Origin of the sequence: Thiomicrorhabdus sp. zzn3 (assembly GCF_029767755.1) — a bacterium.
Taxonomy (GTDB): Bacteria; Pseudomonadota; Gammaproteobacteria; order Thiomicrospirales; family Thiomicrospiraceae; genus Thiomicrorhabdus.
The window spans coordinates 324230-345257 of sequence record NZ_JARUQS010000002.1; the positions used below are offsets into that span (position 1 = coordinate 324230).

19 protein-coding genes are annotated in these 21028 nt (G+C 49.2%); 14 read left to right on the forward strand and 5 right to left on the reverse strand.

Features of this window, described 5'->3' with window-relative positions:
* The first annotated feature begins 221 nt into the window (after window positions 1-221).
* Together QCB44_RS09115 and purU are read left to right on the forward strand one after the other, a co-directional pair.
* Window positions 222-2819, forward strand: coding sequence for a methyl-accepting chemotaxis protein (locus tag QCB44_RS09115; protein ID WP_279409593.1), 2598 nt, complete (start codon window positions 222-224; stop codon window positions 2817-2819).
* A 25-nt stretch (window positions 2820-2844) separates the two neighbouring features.
* Window positions 2845-3702, forward strand: coding sequence for a formyltetrahydrofolate deformylase (purU, locus tag QCB44_RS09120; RefSeq protein ID WP_279409594.1), 858 nt, complete (start codon window positions 2845-2847; stop codon window positions 3700-3702).
* Between the two features lie 54 nt (window positions 3703-3756).
* Here the strand turns inward: purU and QCB44_RS09125 are convergent, their stop codons facing one another.
* Window positions 3757-5916: a GNAT family N-acetyltransferase gene (locus QCB44_RS09125; RefSeq protein ID WP_279409596.1), complete on the reverse strand. Its 2160-nt coding sequence runs from the start codon at window positions 5914-5916 to the stop codon at window positions 3757-3759.
* 133 nt (window positions 5917-6049) lie between these two features.
* Here QCB44_RS09125 and mnmC point away from each other — a divergent pair, with 133 nt between their 5' ends.
* The 10 genes from mnmC (at window position 6050) to gorA (ending at window position 16681) form a co-directional block, all read left to right on the forward strand.
* Window positions 6050-8038 carry a bifunctional tRNA (5-methylaminomethyl-2-thiouridine)(34)-methyltransferase MnmD/FAD-dependent 5-carboxymethylaminomethyl-2-thiouridine(34) oxidoreductase MnmC gene (gene mnmC, locus QCB44_RS09130; RefSeq protein ID WP_279409597.1) on the forward strand — a complete coding sequence of 663 codons (1989 nt, stop codon included), beginning with the start codon at window positions 6050-6052 and terminating at the stop codon, window positions 8036-8038.
* Window positions 8039-8191: 153 nt separating this feature from the next.
* Entirely contained in the window at window positions 8192-9190 is a 999-nt protein-coding gene (locus tag QCB44_RS09135) for a hypothetical protein (RefSeq protein WP_279409599.1), read from the forward strand.
* 45 nt (window positions 9191-9235) lie between these two features.
* Window positions 9236-9430, forward strand: a complete 195-nt coding sequence (locus QCB44_RS09140) for a hypothetical protein (RefSeq protein WP_279409600.1) — start codon at window positions 9236-9238, stop codon at window positions 9428-9430.
* Window positions 9431-10027 (forward strand): YfaZ family outer membrane protein, encoded by a 597-nt coding sequence (locus QCB44_RS09145; RefSeq protein WP_279409602.1) that lies wholly within the window; start codon window positions 9431-9433, stop codon window positions 10025-10027.
* Window positions 10028-10059: 32 nt separating this feature from the next.
* Window positions 10060-10818: a competence/damage-inducible protein A gene (locus tag QCB44_RS09150; RefSeq protein WP_279409603.1), complete on the forward strand. Its 759-nt coding sequence runs from the start codon at window positions 10060-10062 to the stop codon at window positions 10816-10818.
* A gap of 3 nt (window positions 10819-10821) precedes the next feature.
* Entirely contained in the window at window positions 10822-12516 is a 1695-nt protein-coding gene (locus QCB44_RS09155) for a sensor domain-containing diguanylate cyclase (RefSeq protein ID WP_279409605.1), read from the forward strand.
* Window positions 12517-12541: 25 nt separating this feature from the next.
* Entirely contained in the window at window positions 12542-13738 is a 1197-nt protein-coding gene (locus QCB44_RS09160) for an NAD(P)/FAD-dependent oxidoreductase (RefSeq protein ID WP_279409607.1), read from the forward strand.
* 64 nt (window positions 13739-13802) lie between these two features.
* Window positions 13803-14252: a hypothetical protein gene (locus QCB44_RS09165; protein WP_279409609.1), complete on the forward strand. Its 450-nt coding sequence runs from the start codon at window positions 13803-13805 to the stop codon at window positions 14250-14252.
* A gap of 143 nt (window positions 14253-14395) precedes the next feature.
* The gene (locus tag QCB44_RS09170) at window positions 14396-15133 is read left to right on the forward strand and encodes a glutathione peroxidase (protein ID WP_279409611.1); all 738 of its coding nucleotides are present in this window, start codon (window positions 14396-14398) and stop codon (window positions 15131-15133) included.
* A 192-nt stretch (window positions 15134-15325) separates the two neighbouring features.
* A complete protein-coding gene (gene gorA / locus QCB44_RS09175) occupies window positions 15326-16681 on the forward strand; it encodes a glutathione-disulfide reductase (RefSeq protein WP_279409612.1) in 1356 nt (451 codons plus the stop codon).
* Between the two features lie 60 nt (window positions 16682-16741).
* Here gorA and QCB44_RS09180 read toward each other — a convergent pair whose 3' ends face one another.
* Entirely contained in the window at window positions 16742-17158 is a 417-nt protein-coding gene (locus QCB44_RS09180; RefSeq protein ID WP_279409614.1) for a PilZ domain-containing protein, read from the reverse strand.
* Between the two features lie 59 nt (window positions 17159-17217).
* A complete protein-coding gene (locus QCB44_RS09185; RefSeq protein WP_279409615.1) occupies window positions 17218-17535 on the reverse strand; it encodes a PilZ domain-containing protein in 318 nt (105 codons plus the stop codon).
* Window positions 17536-17735: 200 nt separating this feature from the next.
* Between QCB44_RS09185 and QCB44_RS09190 the strand changes: the two genes are divergently transcribed.
* Window positions 17736-18287, forward strand: coding sequence for a gamma carbonic anhydrase family protein (locus tag QCB44_RS09190; RefSeq protein ID WP_279409616.1), 552 nt, complete (start codon window positions 17736-17738; stop codon window positions 18285-18287).
* Window positions 18288-18356: 69 nt separating this feature from the next.
* Here QCB44_RS09190 and aroE read toward each other — a convergent pair whose 3' ends face one another.
* Window positions 18357-19202, reverse strand: coding sequence for a shikimate dehydrogenase (gene aroE / locus QCB44_RS09195; RefSeq protein ID WP_279409617.1), 846 nt, complete (start codon window positions 19200-19202; stop codon window positions 18357-18359).
* 117 nt (window positions 19203-19319) lie between these two features.
* Window positions 19320-20324, reverse strand: coding sequence for a porphobilinogen synthase (hemB, locus tag QCB44_RS09200; RefSeq protein ID WP_279409618.1), 1005 nt, complete (start codon window positions 20322-20324; stop codon window positions 19320-19322).
* 106 nt (window positions 20325-20430) lie between these two features.
* Between hemB and QCB44_RS09205 the strand changes: the two genes are divergently transcribed.
* On the forward strand, window positions 20431-20880 hold the full coding sequence (locus tag QCB44_RS09205) for a hypothetical protein (RefSeq protein ID WP_279409619.1): 450 nt from the start codon (window positions 20431-20433) through the stop codon (window positions 20878-20880).
* Window positions 20881-21028: the final 148 nt, after the last annotated feature.

Below are 21028 nucleotides of genomic sequence, written 5' to 3' on the forward strand. Positions count from 1 at the left end.
ATTCCGAATTCTTAATTTTTAAAAAATTATACCTGAAAAAGCGATGGAAAGGTATTTGAGATAGTGACATCAGCCCTGATTTTTAGCGGGTTTTGGTGTCATAAACTGTCATAAAAATGTCAAACCTGCCGTTTTCTAATTTCTGTAATCTAATCATCCAATAAAAGGAATAAGTAATTCATTATCTTTTCAAGGTAACGTCAGGAAATAAAGGGAAAAATATGTTTAAACGGCTCACAATTGGCGGTCGTCTGTGGTTGAACTTGTTAATGGCAGTGATCTTTCTGTCCGGTGTCGCCATCTCAGGCTGGTATGCGATGAATCAGGCGGAACATTCCGCACAAAAATTGGTGAGCGTTGAGCAGGAGCGTACGGTTAAAGTGGCGCAATTTCATGAAGACTTTATTAAAACCGTACAGGGCATGAATACCTATCTGCTGACCTTGGATGAAGAAGCCGGGAAGGCGTTTAACCAGAGTTTGGATGATCAGCTGGAAGAGCTGAAAACCCTGTTGCAATCGTTGGGCGCGCAAACGGAAGTGGGGGGTAACGGATATTGGGTGTTGCAGTCTTATCCGCCGGAACTTGAAGCCATGATTGTGCCGATGTTCAGCCTTAATCAAGTGCTGATCAATCTGAAAAAGTCCACTAATAGTTATGCTTTTTTGAAGCAGAACATCGACAGTACGATTGAATACGGTTTGACGCCAAGTGGCGAAAAGCTGCTCAGAGCGTTAAATGAAATGCGCGAAGCCATTGACGAAGACAATACGGAAACGCGCCAGGCACTGGATGAGATTGAGCAGAAACTGGGGGTGTCGCAAATTTTAGCAGCCAAAATGGTGTCTAGTGGCGATGTCAGCTACCGTGATGAGTTCGATAAAACCGGGTTGGGAGATGTCGTTAATCCATTGTTTGAAAATTTGGCGGAATCCTTCTCCATGGATTTCTCGGTCAGAGAGACCGTAGAAACCATTGTTAGTTCGCGGGATGACTACTATGAATCCTTTGCCGACCTTAAGGATTACTTGGCGACAACGGCGGATAATAACCGCGCTCTATCGGAACTTTCTGAACAGGGCAATATGACGCTGATTAAACTCGCCAACTCTTTGAGAGAAGAGCGAGTGGCTACGTTGCAAGCCGTCGAGGCTGAAAGCCGTCAAAGTACCGACATTTTAGTCTGGATCAGTCTCGGCGCGATTGCTGTGATGGTCTTGTTTAATACGGTACTGCGCAGCTCAATTGTTGGGCCTATGAAGGCCATGCGTCAAGCCGTCAGTGACATCGCGGTCAATAGCCAGTTTGGCAGCTGGAAACCGCTGGACGGACGTAATGAATTGGTGGATATGGGGCTGAGTATTGAGCAGTTGTTAAAACGTATTGGTGATGCGACGTCAGAAGTGAGTGCGGTCAGCCATGCGCTCGCGAGCGGGGATTTACAGCGCCAAATGAGTGCCGACTATCAGGGAGATTTGTTGTCACTGAGTCAGAACTTCAATCAGAGCGTGCAGCGCATTCAATCGACGTTGCAGGATATTGTGGAGGTGAGCCAGGCATTGGAGCAAGGCCGCTTGAGTCATGAGGTGGATTTGCGCCAATATCAAGGTCAGTATGGCGTTGTGATGGCGAGCATGCATGCAGCTCTGCGTGTGCAGCATGAGGCGATTGATGATGTGCGCCAAGTAACGCGTGCAATGCGTGACGGTGACTTCTCTCAACGGATCAGCGTCAATATGCCGGGGGACTTGTCAAACCTAAAGCGCTATCTGAATGAGTCGTTGCAGAATTTAGAAGACGCGATTAACAGCAAGGCCGAAGCTCTGGAGCACTTTAGCCAAGGAAATTTCTCGTTTGCGATGCAGGGTGAATACAGAGGTAAGTTGGATGAGTTGAAGACACACATGTCCGGAATGGCGCATAGTGTGAGTGATATGTTGAATGAGGTTCGTCAGGCCTCCGAGCATGCCGTGCATGGAATTAAAGAGATCAGTGACGGCAATCAGGATCTGAATCAGCGTGTACAAAAACAGGCTGAGGTGGTGCAAAGAACCACGGCTCGTATGGGAGAAATGATCATGACCGTCAATCAGACGGTAGAACAGGCTCAAGAAGTGGGGGCTGCAACGCGGCAGGTTAAGTCGGATTCGGCCGAAGGCGTCACGATTGTGCAGCAAATGGTGGCGGCGATGGAAAAAATTCAGGAAGCCAGTCAGCAGGTGGCACAGATTACCGATGTCATTGACAGTATCTCGTTCCAAACTAATCTGCTGGCGTTGAATGCTGCGGTAGAAGCAGCACGTGCCGGAGAGGCCGGTCGCGGTTTTGCTGTGGTCGCCACAGAAGTGCGTGCATTGGCGCAGAAATCGGCGCAGGCGGCGAAAGACATCAAGCAGGTCACGGACAATAATCTGCGAAGTATTTCTGAGGGGATGGAGCTGTCCAGTGCGACGCAGACGGTATTTGAGCAGAATACCCAGTCGATCGAGGGTATTGGTGAGATGGTTGGTAAAATGAATCAGGCTTTGGATCTGCAGACGCACGGAATTGCAGAGGTGAGTCAGGCGCTGTTGGATATCGATGGTGCAACGCAACACAACGCGGCTTTAGTGGAGCAGATCTCCTCGACATCAACACGCATCATCGATCAAGTGATGGGATTGGAAGACAAGATGCAAGGATTCAATCTATTGGCGGTGAATGATACAATCGCGGAAACGGTTTTGGCCCTTCCCGATAGTGCTGAGCAAAATGATGCGTTTCTAGAAGAACATGCTGATGAATTTGCACTGATTGAAACGGAATCCAAAACCGCATAGTCTAATTGGTTTTGGAATAAAGTTTATGAGCAGAGTCTATCGTTTGGTAATTTCTTGTCCCGATCAGGTCGGAATTGTGGCTACGGTCGCCCAGTATATCGCCGATAAGGGAGCAACCATTGTAGAAGCCAATCATCATACCGATCCGGTGAATAGCTGGTTTTTTATGCGCCATGAGATTTTGGCCTCTTCACTGAAAGAAGATTTGGCCGATTTTGAAGCCGGGTTTGCCAAAATTGCCGAGCAGTTTGAAATGGAATGGTACCTTTCCGACTCGGAAAAACCGAAAAAAATCGCTCTGTTTGCTTCCAAAGAATCCCACTGTTTGGCCGATTTGCTGCATCGCTGGCACGAAAACGAGTTGCCGGGTGAGGTTGTATGTGTAATCGCCAATCATGATGATCTGCGCTCCATGGTTGAGTGGCATGGCGTACCATTTCATCATGTACCGGTTACCCCGGAGAATAAGCCGCAGGCGTTTGCGGATACGGAATCTTTGGTTGAACAGTACGGTGCGGATGTGATCGTGCTGGCGCGTTACATGCAGATTCTACCGCCGCAGATGTGCGCCGACTACGCAGGCAAAGTGATCAATATTCACCACAGTTTCCTGCCGTCGTTTGTCGGTGCGCGCCCTTATCATCAAGCGAATGAACGCGGGGTGAAATTGATCGGCGCCACTTGCCACTATGTGACCGAAGTTCTGGATGCCGGGCCGATTATTGAACAGGATGTGATTCGTGTGAATCACGCGCATACCATTGATGACATGAAGCGCCTTGGGCGCGATGTGGAAAAAACCGTGCTGGCTCGGGGGCTGCGTTACCACTTGGAAGACCGTGTGCTGATCCACGGCAATAAAACGGTGGTGTTTGCCGTCTGACCAAGTGGTAGTCAAACGACAGTGTTTCACGTGAAACCTGGATAAATACTCTGTTCAAGACTTCGGCTGCAGTTTGCTGAGGGCGCTTTTTAAAGTGCTCTCAACGGCCTTGCGGCCGGCCAGTTGGTATTCGCTCGCCACCTCCTGCCAGTTGCGCTTTTTGAAAATCTTTTCAATCCATATATTCCGTTCTAGTTCGGACAGTCTGCTTAGCTGCTCAGCGTGTCTGTATCCCCATTGCCACAGCTGGCCACTTATGGCTTCATAAGGCCGGTGTCCGTGTAGATAGGCCTGGATCGGTTCCGTTGCCTTTGTCTCGTCGACTTTAAAGTAGATGACGATCTCGCTTAAAAGCTGGGAAATCAGCGATGCTTCCAGGGATTGCAAGTTTTCAATTAGCAGATGAGGAAACTGCTGTGACCAGGCCTGTTGCGTTTGTTGGCAAGCTTGCTCGATGGCTGGCGTTAAGCTGCGCATAACGACCAGGGTATAGCTGCCGCTAGCCTTGTCGCGTTTGCACCCCAAGTGCAGCGGCTTGTAATGGTTTTGAAACCAGAACTTCAGCAGGGTGTCTTGGGTGCCAAAGCTGGCTGAGAGGTATTCAAGCTTCTGGCTCATGGCGTGGTGTTCAATTTGCTTGAGCAGTTGTCGGCCAATGCCTTGTGCTTGCCGTTGTGGATGGACGGCAATGCGCATAACGCGCCAGCCTCGCGCCGTGAGAAAGCGCGTTTCACCATATTGATGGTTGAGCAGTTGCGGTACCAAGTGTCCATGCAGGCATCGGGTTTCAGTCGTTTTGGCCAGGCCTCCCTCTGCAATGCACAATGCGGCCCCTACAATCTGGTTTTGCCAGTTGGCGGTGAATAGCCTGACATCAGGTGCACTCAACAGTTGTTGGAGGTCATTGGGTGAGGTCTGATAATGCGCCTGGACCAGCAAGCCGAAAAGCTGTTTTAGACGGTCGGTATTGTCAATCAGCGGTTGGATTGGCTCCATTTGGCAAGTCATTGAGGTGCGGCCTAAAGAGCCGTCCGTTTGGATTTCGGCGGCTTCGGCATCCAGCAACAGGCTCTGTTGCATAATGCGTTCGAGCGGATCGGCTTCAGCCCAGCGGATAGGTTGCAGCAGATGCTGGTTTTTCCAGTGAGGCGTCAGTCGGTCGAGCTGGCGTTTGAAACGCAGCTCAAACCCGCGACCGCAGCCCTCATAGCCGTGCAGTGTGGTGGCAAATACCAGACGATGATGGGTGGTGAGCAGGGCTGTGAGCATCGGTGTCGGCAGGTGAGCGGCTTCGTCAACCATCAAAACATCCGCTTGCGAGGGCGTGTTGACCAGTTCGTCCGGCGCTTTGAATTTCAGTGTTTTCGTCTGGTTTTGATATTGAAAACTGAGCAGGCCTGGTCGTTGTTCCAGCAATTGCCAATCATCATGATCTTGCAGCGTTTGCCAGGCCTGATGAAACGCAATCGCTGCCTGCTCATAACGGCTGGCGGTGATCTCAACCTGTCGTTTGCCTTTGCACAGCAACTCAATGGCGGCCAGTCCCAGCAGGCTGCTTTTACCGCGACCGCGGTCGGCGCTGAGCACCAAGGGGCGTTTGCGATGGCCAAACGCAACTGACTCGACCGCCTGCAAGGCTTCTATCTGCGCTTTGGTTGGCAGGCTGAACGGCGCGGGTCGAGATTGCGTCTTCAGTGCGCCAATTGCGGTTTGCAAGGAGGCCTGCTGAGTTTGCGGTGATTGGTGCTGATGCAGCCAAATGGCCTCTTGCTGCCAAACATTCAACAGATGTTGGTGAAAGAAAGGATTTGTCTGCTCGATGGTATAAGGCGAGCTTAAAAAACGGCGGCTCGCCGGATTGGGCGCCTTTGGCCAGTTTTTCATTTCCGGCATCAATAAAACCAGCAGGCCGCCGCCACGAATCAGACCGGAGACAATGCCGAGGCCATTGGCGCTAAATCCCTCTTTCAGATCGATAATCACCGAGTCGGCTTCCTGGCCCAAACGGTGCTTCAGTTGACTCTCTTCAATGGCGATATAGCGATTAGGCGCTGCACAACCTTGCCATAGGACGGTTTCGTCCTGGCCCCAAAGGCCGTCAAGGCATGTCCGATGCCACTGGGCGTCACCGCTTAAAATCAGCAGGCTGCGCTGGCGCAGGCGTTTGAGTTCACGGCGCAATTCAAGTAGGCGATTTAATAATGGCTTGGGCATGATGATTCATTTGGGTGTTTTTGTCCTCATTGTACTCGATTGAGAGGCAATTAAGACGCACGACGCAATCCGTCTTATAATATTGCCTTCTTGCCCAATCTGAAAAGTGCTAACAGCCTCATTTATTACACCGATGAAACTGGAAAAGATCACTTCTGCCGAGCTCAACTGGACCGACGAACAGGTTCCTCATTCCAAACGTTTTGACGATGTTTATTATTCACGTCACGATGGGGTGCAGGAAGTAAGTTATGTTTTTATTGAGCATAATCGTCTGCCCGAGCGCTTTGAAAGTGCCGGTCGGTTTTGTATTGCCGAAACCGGTTTTGGTACCGGGCTGAACTTTTTGGTGGCGGTCCATCTTTGGCTGCAAGCGGCACCAGAAACCAGCCGGTTGCACTTTATTTCCTTTGAGAAGTTTCCTTTAAAACTGGAGGATTTGCGCAAGGCGCATGCGGTGCACCAGCAGCACCCCGAATTGCTGCGTATCTCCGAGGCGCTGTGTGCCGCCTATCCCGTGCTGCTGCCGGGATGGCATGATGTGTGGCTGTTTGACGGGCGAGTAAGGTTGACGCTGTGGTTTGGTGATGTGCTAAGCGGCCTGTCGGAAGTGGATGTGCATGAAAATTCCAAAGTGGATGCCTGGTTTTTGGATGGGTTTGCGCCATCGCGCAATCCGGAAATGTGGCAACCGACGCTGTTTCAACAGATGGCGCGATTAAGTCATATGCAGACCACTTTTGCGACCTTTACCTCCGCCGGAGTGGTGCGCCGCGGTCTGGAAAAGGTGGGGTTTGCGGTGCGCAAAGCCCCCGGTCACGGCAAGAAGCGTGAAATGTGTTTCGGCCAATTGGAGCAGGTGAGGCCTTACAGTTCCAAAGCCCCGTGGTTTAGCCGGCCTTCCGCAATGGAAGCGGGTAGAGCCTTGGTGGTGGGAGCCGGATTGGCGGGGGGCAGTGTCGCCTATCAACTGGCGGAAGCGGGTTGGCAGGTGATCGTGTTGGAAGCCGATGAACAAGCGGCTCAGCATGCCTCAGGTAACCTGGCTGGCGCGGTGCATCCGCTGGTGACGGCCGACTGGAATCTGCGTAGCCAGTGGTATCTGGTCGGATTAAGCGCCACCTTGCGACGTTTATTGCCGTGGCTGCAAACGGGCGAGATTGAGGGGGATTTGACTGGTTTGTTGCAGTTGGCGGTCACCGATACGGCGCGTACGCGGATTGAAGAAGCCTTGCAAAGAGTGGGCTTGCCGAACGATTTTGCCTATTGGATGGAGCAGAACGAAGCAGCGCAGATTGCAGGAGGAGCCGTATCCGAACCAGGGCTGTTTTTTCCGCAAGGCGGTTGGGTGAATCCGCCGTCCGTAGTCAAACGCTGTTTGGATCATGCAAATATTCAGGTGCACTATCAGCAGACGGTCACGCAGGTTGAACAAACTGATCAGGCCTGGTCTGTGGTAGCGGAACAGGGGGGGCAGGTTTATTCTTATGCAGCGGATTGTGTGGTGGTAGCCAGTGGTGCCTTAAACGAATGCTTAAATACCCGTCTGGGGCTGCCAATTCGTCCGGTGAAAGGGCAGGTGACGCACCTTAAACCGGAACATCAAGGCTGGCCGTTGCAGTGCGCAGTGACTCATTTGGGGTATTCCGCGCCTTGCGGTCAGGGTAAAGCGGTTACCGGCGCCACGTTTGAAGCCCCAAGTCTTTCTGCCTCGCTGTCTCAGGCAAGTCATCAAGCCAATTTAGAACAGGTATCTCGAGCGTTGCCGGATTGGTTGCACGCCGATGCACGCGAGGTAGAGGGGCGGGTGGCGTTTCGGCCGACCACGCCCGACCATTTGCCAATAATCGGCCCAGTTGCAGATGTGGATTATTTGCAGGCTGCATATCTGTCTCAGTCACATACCCATGCGGTTTATCGTTATCCTCAGCAGCGCTATCAGCCTGGTCTGTATGTGTCTAACGGGCATGGTGCCAGAGGATTAATGTCGGTATTTCTTGCGGCGGAGATGATTGTCGCCGATTTGCAGGGGGAGGCTTTGCCGCTGCCTTCGGCCCTTTATCATGCATCGCATCCGGCGCGTTTTAAGATCCGCCATTGGCGTAGTGGCAAATCGCAGTAAATCATCCGGCGAATTTTTAGGCCGGGAATGCAATATTCTTAAATATTTCGCGGTGTTAAAGATGAATAATCTTGGTTAACCGAGTATGATTTAGGCATAACAAAAAAATAAGCATTTTATCTAGGATTGCCGATGGAAGAGAGGAGAGAGGGTATGTCTATGAGGTCAAGATGGATAAGGAGTGCCGCGGTTTCTACGTTGGCAACCGTGATGGCCGGCTGCTCTTCTATGCAAGTTTTTTCATCCATGCCTCTCAATCCCGAAGTTAAGCCGCAGATCCCACCGTCTCATGCAACTGTGGATCTTGTTCAAATTTTCAACGAAGCAGACGGAGTCTCGATTGAACGCGCGCGTCAGCAGTTGAACCAACAGGTCCGTCTCCTGTTTTCCGAATCGATGCCCCCTTCTTCGAATTATTCGCCATTGGAGCGGCGTATTCGCCAGAATGTGGGCCTCTCGGTGAGAGATCATTGGATATTGCCTGAGCAAGTGATCATGCTTGAAAAACAGGATGGAAACGAGGTTGAAGGCCGTCTGCATGTTTCCAAAACGCTTTTGGTGGACGCCTTACAAAGCCGATTGAATGAGATTAATTTAAAATTGGCGGACTACCGCTTTTTTTCGGATCGCGGCACGCGTTTGCAACAGCTCAAGGGATTTCTGCCTGCACTGCCATTGATTGAAGAATACAAGTGGTTGGCAAATGGTCTCAATAGGCTGCACTCTTCATCCGAGTCGTCTTCAGACAGTTCGTTGGCAATGTTAATGGATCGTCGCATTTCGATCCTGTTCAGCGAATTTTTAATTATGCTTGACGAGCAGGCGCCTGAAGTCGAAGGCTATCAGGCCTATTTGGCAAAAGCGCTACGCAGTCAGGGGCTTCAAGTGAGTTCAAAGCAGCCGGACCTGATTTTGAATTACTATATCGAGGTTGTGGATGAAAATGAAACTTCACAGACCTTGTTAAGCGAGATCACTCTGAGCGAACCGAGCAAGCAGGATTTTTTTTCGTTCAATGACGAGACCCAAGGCGCCCTTTCTAAAAACAATGATGGTGAGGCACCTTCTGATGAGGCGCTGCAGTTATTGGCGGAAGAGTTATTGCAGCAATTAACCCAAAGACTGGTTTCATTAACACAAGCCGAGTCATGAAGTGCTTGATTAAAATAACAATATAGTGAGTAAGAACTTTAGTTTATGTTTGGAAAAATAGTATTCATCTTCATACTGGTGCTGTTGATCATTTTAGCGATTATGTTCGATTGGTTCGGTAGCCGAGAGTTTGCCCAGAAAGGGGTTGAAGGTGCCCAGAAAGCCGTTGAACAGATCCAGGATACCGGTGATCAGGTCAGCGAAGCCATTGAAACCATCAAAGAAAAAGGAAAAGAATAGATGCGTTATATCATGCCTTTTAAATCTGCTTTAAAAGCCACATTTTTGTCGTGTACGTTTTTTGCTGCAACGGCACAGGCCAACTCATTGGGTTTGGATTTAGCGGTTTCTGACGAAACCGCCAATTTCGGTCTGTTCTCTCAGACGCAAACCCCTGTCGATTCGACGCGTTATGCCGCGCACTATTTTTATAATGAACCAGGTGATCGCATGTATTCCGCTTCAGTCGGGGTGCAGCGCAAAGGCATGGGTGGAAACCCTAACCTGGAACTCGGTTTAAAAGGTAAGGCCTATTACGTGACTCAGGATGAACAGGATTTAGAGGCTTTTGGCTTGATGTTGGGTGTGAGCGGGCGTTATTGGCTGCCTACCAGTTCTCCAGCTTCGTTGTCGGCTGAAATCATGCATTCGCCTGAAATTGTGACTTCGGGCGATGCCGATTCGGTGACTGAGATGGGGGTGCGTGCTGACTTGCAAATCCTTCCGAGTGTGAACGGGTTTGTCGGTTTTCGGTATCTGGCTGCGGACTTTAATTTAAGTTCGGATTACGAGCTGGATAAGAATGTGCACATTGGCGTCGAAGTAACATTGAATTAATGGTCTTCTGAAAGCGCAATTCCGGAGGTAGGGTGCAATTGATTCCACGCATTGGCTTAACCATTATCGGTGACGAGATTCTCTCCGGTAAGCGCCAAGACAAACATTTGGCTCAGGCTAATGAGTTGCTACGCGCAAGAGGCTTGTCTTTGAGTTGGGTGCGTTTTCTGGGTGATGAGGCTGGGCTGTTAACCGAAACCTTGCAGCAAAGTTTCTCAACTGGTGACATTGTTTTCTGTTTCGGGGGGATTGGCGCTACGCCGGATGACCGAACTCGCCAATCTGCCGCTAAAGCCCTCGGCCTGCCTTTAGAGCGCCACCCCGAGGCTGTCAGGGAGATAGAGGCTCAGTTTGGCGAGCAAGCCTATCCTCAGCGTATTCGTATGGCAGAGTACCCGCAGGGCTCTACCATCATCCCTAATTTCTATAATCGCGTGCCCGGCTTTTCGATAAACAACCATCATTTCATGCCTGGATTTCCGATGATGGCAAAACCCATGATGGAGTGGGTTTTGCAAAATCACTATGCCGATTTGACACAGCCAATCAGAGTTGAAAAAGCTTTGCTGCTGATGGATGGCCAGGAATCGGAATGGGTTGCCTTTATGGAAGATTTTGAGAGACGGTTTCCCCAGCTTAGGCTGTTTAGTCTGCCCAGCATTGATAAGGAAGATCGGCGCAGTATTGAACTGGGTGTGGAAGGCGTAGAGGCCGATGTGTTGCAGGGGTATAAAGAGCTGGAAGAAGAAGCGCGCCGCAGAGGGTGTCAATGGCACCCCAAAGAGTCCTGAAATATGAGTATAAGCACCGATAGAGACGATCGGATTCAGAAGGTTTTGGATAACAGTCAGGCTGTTATGTTTTACTGGCGTGCCGAGGCAGGGTGGCCGGTAGAGTATGTCTCCAAAAACATCGACATGTTTGGCTATACTCAAGAAGACTTCCTCAGCGGTGAGATTCCCTATGCGAGCATTATTCATCCAGATGACCTCGAACGGGTAACGCATGAAGTCGTTCAACATGTAAACAGAGGGACGGGCCGTTTTCGTCAAGTCTATCGAATCTTGGATAAAGCCGGAGAGATTCGTTGGATTGATGATCGCACCTCGATTGAACGAGATGAGCACGGTCAGGCACGCCATTTTCTTGGTACCGTTATTGATATTTCGGAACAGAAAGCGACCGAGCAGCATAACCAAGAACTCATCAACTTGATTGACCAAAGCAGTGATCAAATCTACGTTTTTAATCAGTTCTCGCTCAAGTTTACTTATCTGAATCAAGCCGCGCTTCACAATATCGGTTATACCTTCGAGGAAGCGATGGAGTTGACGCCCAAAGACATTCAGCCGGAAATGGATCGGGAGCAGTTTCTGGCCAAACTTAAACCTTTGAACTCCGCAGAACGGCCACAAGACAATGTCTGTTTTGAAACGGTTTTTTGCCCTAAAAATGGTCCGTGTTATCCAGTTGACGTACGCGTACAGATGCTGGAAGTGAGTGATCGGCTGCAATACGTGGCCGTCGTGCGGGATATCAGTGAACATAAGGAATTAGAAAAGGAGCGCGAAAAAGAGCATCAATTTGTACAGGATGTGGTGGACGGGATTGCCGATGCGGTCATGGTCATCAATGCCGATTACTCCATACGCTTGATGAATAAGGCGGCAAGAGAACGTATCAAGCCAGAGTGGGTTGCGGATCCGGGGTGTCCCAAATGCTATGAGGTATCTCATTATCGAAGTTCGCCATGTTCGGGTAAAGAGCACCCGTGTCCGCTGCAAATGGCGGTGCAAAGTGGTGAAACGGTTTCGGTGATACATGACCATGGAGAGGAAGGATGTGAGCATTTCGTTAAATTAACCGCCGTTCCTTTGCATGATGAAAACGGGGAGATCAGTGCAATTGTGGAAACGGCCCATGATATTACCGACCTGATGCAGGCGCAGCGCGCACTTCAGGAACAGGCTGAGAGAATGCACTACCAGGCGAGTCATGATGAGCTAACCGGTTTGCCGAACCGACGTTTGTTTGATGATCGAATTGAGCACGCCATTTTGCGCGCTAATCGTGAAAAACAGATGATGGGGTTGGCGTTCATTGATGTTGATAAGTTTAAAGAAATCAATGATTCTCTTGGACACCAGGCGGGGGATGAAGTGTTGGTAGAGGTAGCAAGCCGGCTAAAAAATTGTTTACGTAGCAGCGATACGATTGCGCGTCTGGGCGGAGATGAATTTAGTTTGATTATTGAAGGGGTTAAGCAGCAAGAAGCCTTCAGGCCGGTGATGGATAAAATCATGCAGGCGTTTTCCACTCCAATCGTTACTCACTGCTGTGAGGTGTGTGTCACCATCAGTGCCGGTGTGGCCATTTATCCTCAGGATTCATTGGAACGTAAGCCTCTGTTGCGCCGAGCCGATCAGGCTTTATATGATGTCAAGCTGCATGGCCGCAATGGCTATCGTTTTTATTCAGATCTGACCTGATTTCTTCTTAGATTCGCTTCCGTTTATGATGCTAAATCAAATCAATTGGGATGTTGTTATTGTAGGCGCCGGGGCTTCAGGCCTGATGTGTGCCGCTACCGCAGGGTATCAAGGTAAGCGGGTACTGGTACTGGATCACGCGCCGAAAGCGGCTTCTAAAATCCGCATTTCCGGTGGAGGAAAGTGCAATTTTACCAATCTGAATGTAACGCCGGCCAACTATATCTGCCGTAATCCCCATTTTGTTAAAAGTGCCTTGTCGCGCTATTCTGCGCACGCTTTTATTGAACTGGTTGATCGTCATGGTTTGGAATATGAGCAGCGCGAACTGGGCAAACTGTTTTGTCTGCATCGAGCATCGGACCTCATTCAAATTCTGCGTACAGAATGTGACTGGGCTGGCGTCACGGTTCAACTGAAGACGCAGATTGGAAAGGTTGTTGCGCTGGCTGAAAACGGATTTGAGTTACAGACCTCTTTAGGCGCTTTGGTTACCCAAAAACTGGTTATAGCGACCGGAGCGTTGTCGTTTCCAAAGCTTAAAGCCAGCGGTTGGGGATATGAGATTGCCAGACAGTTCGGGCTTAATATCATCCCGACTGCTCCGGGATTGGTGCCGTTGCTATTTGAGGGCAAATGGCAGCAACGTTTTGCACAGTTAAGCGGTCTGTCGATTGAAGCGGAGGTTTCTGTGGGGGAGCATCACTTTGCGGAAAATATTCTGTTTACCCATTTTGGTTTGAGTGGTCCGGGTATTTTGCAGGCTTCTAATTATTGGCAGTCCGGAAAACCGATTGAAATCAACCTGTTTCCTGGAAAGTCGGATGAGGCGTTGTTGGCTGAATTACTTGCTGTTAAACAGTCGGGGAAAACCGCTCAGAGTTGGCTGAACCAGGCCTTTCCAAAACGGTTTACGCAAATGTGGTTGCAGCTTTATCCCTTGGAAGGCCGTTTAGCGGATTACCCGAATGAAACGTTAAAGTCTTGGCTGCACCATCTGTGCCATTGGAGACTTTATCCTGCGGATACAGCGGGCTACGACAAAGCAGAAGTCACACTTGGCGGCGTGGATACGGATGAGATCTCTTCGAAAACGTTTGAGGCTAAGAAACAGGCTGGGCTTTATTTTATTGGTGAGGTCCTGGATGTTACCGGGCAATTGGGAGGCTATAACTTTCAGTGGGCCTGGGCATCGGCGGTCGCGTGCGGGTTAGCTTTATAAGCGCACGATTTTTAACGATGGCTTTCGTTATAATGGAACGTTAAAAGCAGTTACGAGAGATGTTATGAATTTATTGAATGTGGATCCACAAACTCGGGCACCGTTTTCGGCGACGGTTGCCACCTTGATTCAAAAGCATGGGATTGCGCCTGACGAAATTTTTATGAATGTGCTTGAAAGTCAGGAAGCCCCTGAAATGAACTATTGGATGACGATGGTATTGGTTCAGGAGCATTTTGTTTCCGGACAGAAAGTGGTGGAAAAGGATGCGTCTGGCGAACCGGTTAAAGCGATTCATGCGGCCTGCCTGTTGCAGAATGTGGGAATGGCTGCGGCTTTATTGGAGTTGGGGGCGTTTAGTGGTTCGGTCACGGATCGTGATTTTCAGCTATGCGCGCGAATTGCCTCGCAGCATGAAGATCAGGCGATTTTGGGGCTGTTAATGAAATACGCTCAGGAAAAAGAGCAGCTTGAACCCTTTATGCGTACACTTCAAGGCTCCACTTTGCAGTAATGCTATCAGTTGGTTTTTATTGATAGTTTTTGACTATTGTTGGCTTTAAAATAATCAAATTTACTAATTCATAGAGTTCGCCTACACTAACTATCAAGTCACAGCGGTGACGAATTTAAAACAGTTATCAGAGGGTTCAAAAGATGGCATTACCAAATAAAGAAGGTCAAAGAGTTCCTAACGTTACATTCCGTGTGCGTGAAAACAATGAGTGGGTGAACGTCACGACGGATGATATTTTTAAAGGTAAAACGGTTGTGGTGTTTGCACTTCCAGGTGCATTTACCCCAACATGTTCTTCAACTCACCTACCACGCTATAACGAATTGGCGCCGGTTTTCTTCGCAAATGGCGTTGATGAAATCGTGTGTCTTTCGGTCAACGATACTTTCGTGATGAACGAGTGGGCTAAAGATCAGGAAGCGCAGAATGTGCGCTTGATTCCAGATGGAAATGGTGAGTTTTCTGATGGCATGGGTATGTTGGTGAACAAAGAAGATCTTGGCTTTGGAATGCGTTCATGGCGCTATTCGATGCTGGTTAAAGATGGCGTGATTGAGAAAATGTTCATCGAGCCAGAAGTCCCGGGTGATCCATTTGAAGTGTCTGACGCAGATACTATGTTGAACTACATCAATCCAGAAGCGAAGCCGCCTCGTGTTGCGACAATCTTTACCAAGCCTGGTTGTCCGTTCTGCATCAAGGCCAAAGCCATGTTGGAAGACAACGGGATTGAGTATGAAGAGATCACCGTTTCTAACAGTGGTGTAACTTCCCGTACACTGCGTGCCGTGGCGAATGCCGGTACGGTACCTCAAATCTTTATTGAAGGTGAATATGTCGGCGGTTCTGACGACTTGGAAGCCTATCTTGCCAAGTAATTCTGGCACGGCAGACTGAACAGGCCTGTTCAGTTGGTCAAAAATGCTTAGGCAAAATATTGTAAGGGGGCCAGTTGTTGGCCTCTTTGCTTTAAAGGACTGTTTAGGCAAACGTACTTGATACCATTTGATTGAAGATAGAGTACGGTTGTTTGAGGGGTTCTAAATCCAGCTTTTTATTAGGGGCAAAGAATGAAATACGATTATGATTTGATTGCAATAGGTGCCGGAAGTGGCGGTTTGTCAGTGGTTGAACGTGCTGCGGAGTACGGAAAAAAATGCGCTGTTGTAGAAGCGAAAAAACTCGGCGGTACCTGCGTCAATATTGGTTGTGTGCCTAAAAAAGTGATGTGGTTTGGTGCGCACATTGCCGAAGCGCTGCGTGATGCCCCGGATTTTGGGTTTGATGTCGATCAGAAAGGCTTTGACTGGGCGACATTGGTTGAAAAGCGTGAGCAGTATATCAGTAACATCAATACCTGGTACGGCGGTTACATGGCCGACAAGGGCGTCGATGTGCTTCAGGGCTGGGGCAGTTTTGTCGACAATCATACGGTCGAGGTTGACGGCAAGCGTTACACGGCGGAAACCATTGTGATTGCGCCAGGCGGTACATCGACGATTCCTCAGGAAACGGAAAATGGTGATTTAGGGATTACCTCAGACGGCTTTTTCCAGCTTAAGGAACAACCAAAAAAGGTCGCGGTGATCGGCAGTGGTTATATCGCCGTTGAGCTGGCTGGGGTATTCCAGGCGTTGGGTACGGAAACCTCCTTGTTGAGCCGGAAAGATTTAGTGTTGCGAGGCTTTGACGACATGATCCGTGAAACCTTGACCGATGCCATGATCACTTCAGGGATTCATAAAGAGTATCACTTCAAGGTCAAAAAGCTGATTAAAGCCGATGATGGTACGATTACGGTTGAAAGCGAGGACGGACAACATTTGGAAGGCTTTGATCAAGTGGTTTGGGCCGTTGGCCGTCAGACTTTGATCGAACCGTTGAAATTGGAAAATGTCGGGCTTGAGGCCAACGGTTATGGATTTATTGAGGTGGACGAATACCATAAAACCTCTGTCGATAACATCTATGCTATTGGCGATGTGACCGGTCAGCCCCAATTGACACCGGTAGCGATTCGCGCCGGGCGTTATTTGGCCGAGCGTTTGTATAACAATAAGCCAGAGCTTAAGCTGGATTTGAGTTCGGTGCCAACCGTGATCTTCTCGCATCCACCGGTGGGGACGGTCGGTTTAGCAGAGCATGACGCGCGCAGCGAATATGGGCATGATAATGTCAAGGTCTATACTTCTACCTTTACTCCGATGCGTTACGCTTTTACCGAACATCAAATCAAAACCGCATTGAAATTGGTGGTGGCCGGTCCTGAAGAGAAGGTAGTGGGTATTCACATTGTCGGTGACGGGGCGGACGAAATGCTGCAAGGGTTTGCGGTTGCGGTGCAAATGGGAGCCACCAAAGCCGATCTGGATGCCACGATCGCCATTCACCCTTCCAGCTCGGAAGAGTTAGTGACCATGCGTTAATCGAATGGTTGGCTGTAAATAAAAAAGGAGCCTTTTGGCTCCTTTTTTATTGAGAGTTAATCAGTTTAAATGGGCTAACTTTGAGTAGGTTTCAGCAATATGCTTCAGCATTTCCCGGTATTCAAAGGTGACTTTCTGTAACTTGGCGCCGACCTCATATTCCAGCTCTTTCTCGTCGAAGTGGCAGCGGACAATGGTAATCGGCAGGTCGAGCTGAACGATCTCCTCGTTTTGGGTGGAGTGACACTTAAGTGTGACTTCTTCTCCCATCTCGAGTTCGACCGCACTCAAAAAGGCGACCCCGCTTGCGGACACGTTAATTAGAGTGGTATAGATTTCATTATCATTTCGTCGGAGTACAGATGCTTTATGGACTGGAAAGCGCGGGGCGCCCCGTTTTTCCCGTTCTGCGATTTTAGATTCAGGCATGTCTTCCGTTACCGATTGTGCTTCAGCAAGTGCTGATGTTGTATACATAGTACACCAAGATGTAATGAAAAAATTGGTAATTATTTGATCTGATTGTAGAAAAAATATCAGGCCACTGCAAGGAGCTCATAAAGTTCCAAGTAGCTCTCGCTTGGAAAATCCAAACGAACACCGATATGATTGCCTGAATGCCAGGAAATGCAGTGTTTGACCTCGGCCTTAAATTGAAAAGGCTTTAAAGTATTCTGGTTGGCAATATCGAAATGGATTTCAATGCGTTTATCTTTTGGAAGCGGTTCATCAGAAATAAGTCCAATTCCATGTCTGGAAAAGTCTGTCATGATCGCATAGACGGTACGATTGTCGAACAGCAATAGGGCCGGCCGGCTGGATGGGATGCGTTTTGCAAAACGTTTTTCGATCATGGTAAGAAACTGCTCCCTATTTCGGTCATCGCTTTTAAGCTATTATAGTCATAGAAAATGCAGTTTTGATAGGTTCTTAATCAATCATTTTTAGTGCGTATAAATGATTATTATCTGAAAGTGAATTCTTAGGGGATTTTTGGTCTAAAATTGATGGGATTGCGAATCGATGCCAATCAATAGGTGGAGTGATAAAAGTTATGGCGATTAGAAGTTTTCAAGGGGTGTTTCCAGTTCTGCAAGACGGGTGCTGGGTGGATCATGCGGCCGTGGTTATTGGGCGTTGTGTTTTGGGGGCGGATGTCAGCATCTGGCCGAATGCAACCCTGCGCGGTGATGTCAATGACATTATGGTGGGTGACCGCTCCAATATTCAGGATGGCTGTGTTCTCCACACCACGCATGAAAGCGAAAAGTCAAAAGGGTCAAAATGCATTGTCGGTCAGGATGTAACCGTAGGCCATAATGTAGTCCTGCATGGCTGCATTATTGAAAATGAGTGCCTGATTGGGATGGGATCCGTCGTTTTGGATAATGCGGTGGTGCAAAAAAATGTATTGGTTGGGGCCAATAGTTTGGTGCCGCCAGGTAAGGTGCTTGAAAGTGGCCACCTTTATGTGGGCTCCCCGGTGAAAAAAGTGCGTCCGTTGACTGACGAAGAAATGGCGTTCTTTAAATATTCGGCGAAGCATTATGTGGATCTGAAAAATGAGTACCAGAATCACTATGACTATGTGGATGAAGAAGAGTAATCTGCTTGAATGATTTCGGGATTGGATGCATAAAACCCAGCAGGCCTCCTGCTGGGTTTTTTGATAGCGTTAGACGTTGCTTTCTAGCATCTGCTGACGAATCGTATCAATGACCGGCTGGGTTTCAGGGCGGACGCCGCGCCATAAGTAAAAGGCTTCAGCGGCTTGACCGACCAGCATGCCCAATCCATCCATGACCTGGCAGTCGGGTTGAATGCGTTTCGCCCATTCCATAAATACGGTCGGTTCTTTGCCGTACATCATGTCATAGACCAGGCTGCTGGGGTGGACTATCGCTTCTGAAACGGGCGGAAGTTTGCCGTCCAAACTGGCCGAAGTGCCGTTGATGATAATGTCAAAAGGGCCTTCGGGAATGTCCTCCCAGCCGCTCGCCGTCATCGGAATATCGCTGTCGAAACGGTCACTTAACACTTGTGCCCGTTTGGCGGTACGGTTGGCGATATGAACCCGTTTAGGCTGCTTGGCCAGTAGCGGCTCTAAAATTCCTTGAACGGCGCCGCCTGCGCCTAGGATCAGTACGTTTTGCTCTTTAAACGGCCGTGCGCCGTTAAGTTCGATGTCGTTCACCAGACCGACGCCATCGGTATTGTCGCCAAAGGTCGTACCATCCTCGTTGAAGACGAAGGTGTTGACCGCATGGGCTGTCTGCGCTCTCGGAGAAAGGGTGTCGGCATATTCAAAGGCGTCGAGTTTGTATGGCACGGTGATATTGATGCCTTTATACCCACGGCGCTTCAAATCTTCAATCGCCCATTGAAAACTGGTTTCATCGCTGTCGATCAGAATCGCTTCATAGCTGATGGCTTCGCCGGTCTGTTCCGCAAATAGACGGTGAATCAGTGGAGATTTTGAATGGGCGATGGGGTAACCCACCACAGCGTACAAATCAGTCATAATTTCTCTCAGTGTAAAATTAAGTCAAGTATGGTGCGCTTCAGTGCAAAAGGTGCGTTTGGATTAAATAATGCCAAGTGACCGTTTTTGAACACAGAAGCATGCACATAATGGCCTTTAATTTTCTTCTTTAAGCCAGATCGCCGCAAGTTTGGCGTAATAGGTTAAGATGCCGTCGGCCCCAGCGCGTTTGCAGCTTAACAGCGTTTCTAGAACCACCGATTTTTCGTCCAGCCAGCCGTTTTGCGACGCGGCTTTCAGCATCGCATATTCACCGCTGACATGGTAAACATAGGTAGGCGCCTTAAATTCATCCTTAATGCGACGTACGATGTCCAGATAAGGTAATCCGGGTTTGACCATGACCATGTCAGCGCCTTCGTTCAGGTCTAGGGAGACTTCGTGCAGCGCTTCGTTACTGTTGGCCGGATCCATTTGGTAGGTGTATTTATTGCCTTTACCCAAATTCCCGGCTGAGCCAACGGCATCACGGAACGGACCGTAAAAAGCAGAAGCGTATTTGGCGGAGTAAGCCATGATGCGCGTGTTGATGTAACCATGATCTTCCAGCAACTCACGAATTTCGATAATGCGCCCATCCATCATGTCGGAAGGGGCGATAACGTCCGCGCCGGCTTCTGCGTGAGATAAGGCCTGCTTCATCAGAACATCGATGGTATCGTCGTTCAGCACATAGCCGTTTTCATCGATAATGCCGTCTTGTCCGTGGGTAGTGAATGGATCCAGTGCCACATCGGTCATGACGCCCAGTTCTGGACAGGCCTGTTTAATGGCACGCACCGCGCGTTGCGCCAATCCGTCCGGATTGTAGGCTTCCGCTGCGTCCAATGATTTCGCTTCCTGTGGCGTGACCGGAAACAGAGCGATCATCGGGATGCCCAAGGCCGCTACTTCTTTGGCTTCTTCAACCAAAAGGTCTAGACTCAGGCGCTCGACTCCCGGCATCGACTTGACCGGCTCTCTTTGATTGTGTCCTTCAATCACAAAAACGGGCAGAATCAGATCGTTTGTGGTCAGGATGTTTTCGCGCATCAGGCGGCGGGAAAACTCGTCTTTGCGCATGCGGCGCATCCGCGTAATAGGAAATTGGCGATCAATCATGGTCTGGACCTTTGCTTATCAATTAGGTTTGGTCACGCCTGGAAAGCGTGCTTCAAAGTGGTTTGAATGATACTATTCATAGGCTTAAAAAGAAAGGATCGGCATAATGGACGAACAGATGGAGTATGTTTTTTTTAGTGAGGCGTTAGCAGACAAGTTTGTCGCCTACTGTAGTGGTTTCGGTGTTGGCTTTGAGGTGATCAGTGAAGAATTGCATCCTGGTGAACTCTCTTTCACGGTCCAGATGAAAGGTCAGTTGGATGATGAGACGATTGAGAAAATCGAAGATTACTACAACGATCTGTTTTTTGGAGAGCAAGCCGCGCAAATTGAAGGTAACGATGAGAACGGTGCTTTGGCCGATGCGTGCGGTGTTCAGGTGCAGCTTCAGTCGGGCGAATTCACTACGGTGGCCATTCATCCGGAAATTATGAATAAAATTCTGTCAGTTTTGACGGTTGATGAGCTACAGAGCTTTTTAAGTCAGGTGGCGGAAGACATTGAGAATCCGAAGTCGGGACCCATTTGCAGAAGGGAAGATTTGCCGAGCTTGTGATTGATGTGGAGTCGGCTTGAAAGGTCGTTTTGCGGCGGGGTTAAGCCCGGGTTATAAAGCCATAATTCCTTCCGGGGATAGAAAAAGGGCTTATCCCCATAAAAAAATTATATAAGCGAATTCTAATTTTTGTTAGGCATTTGCTTGA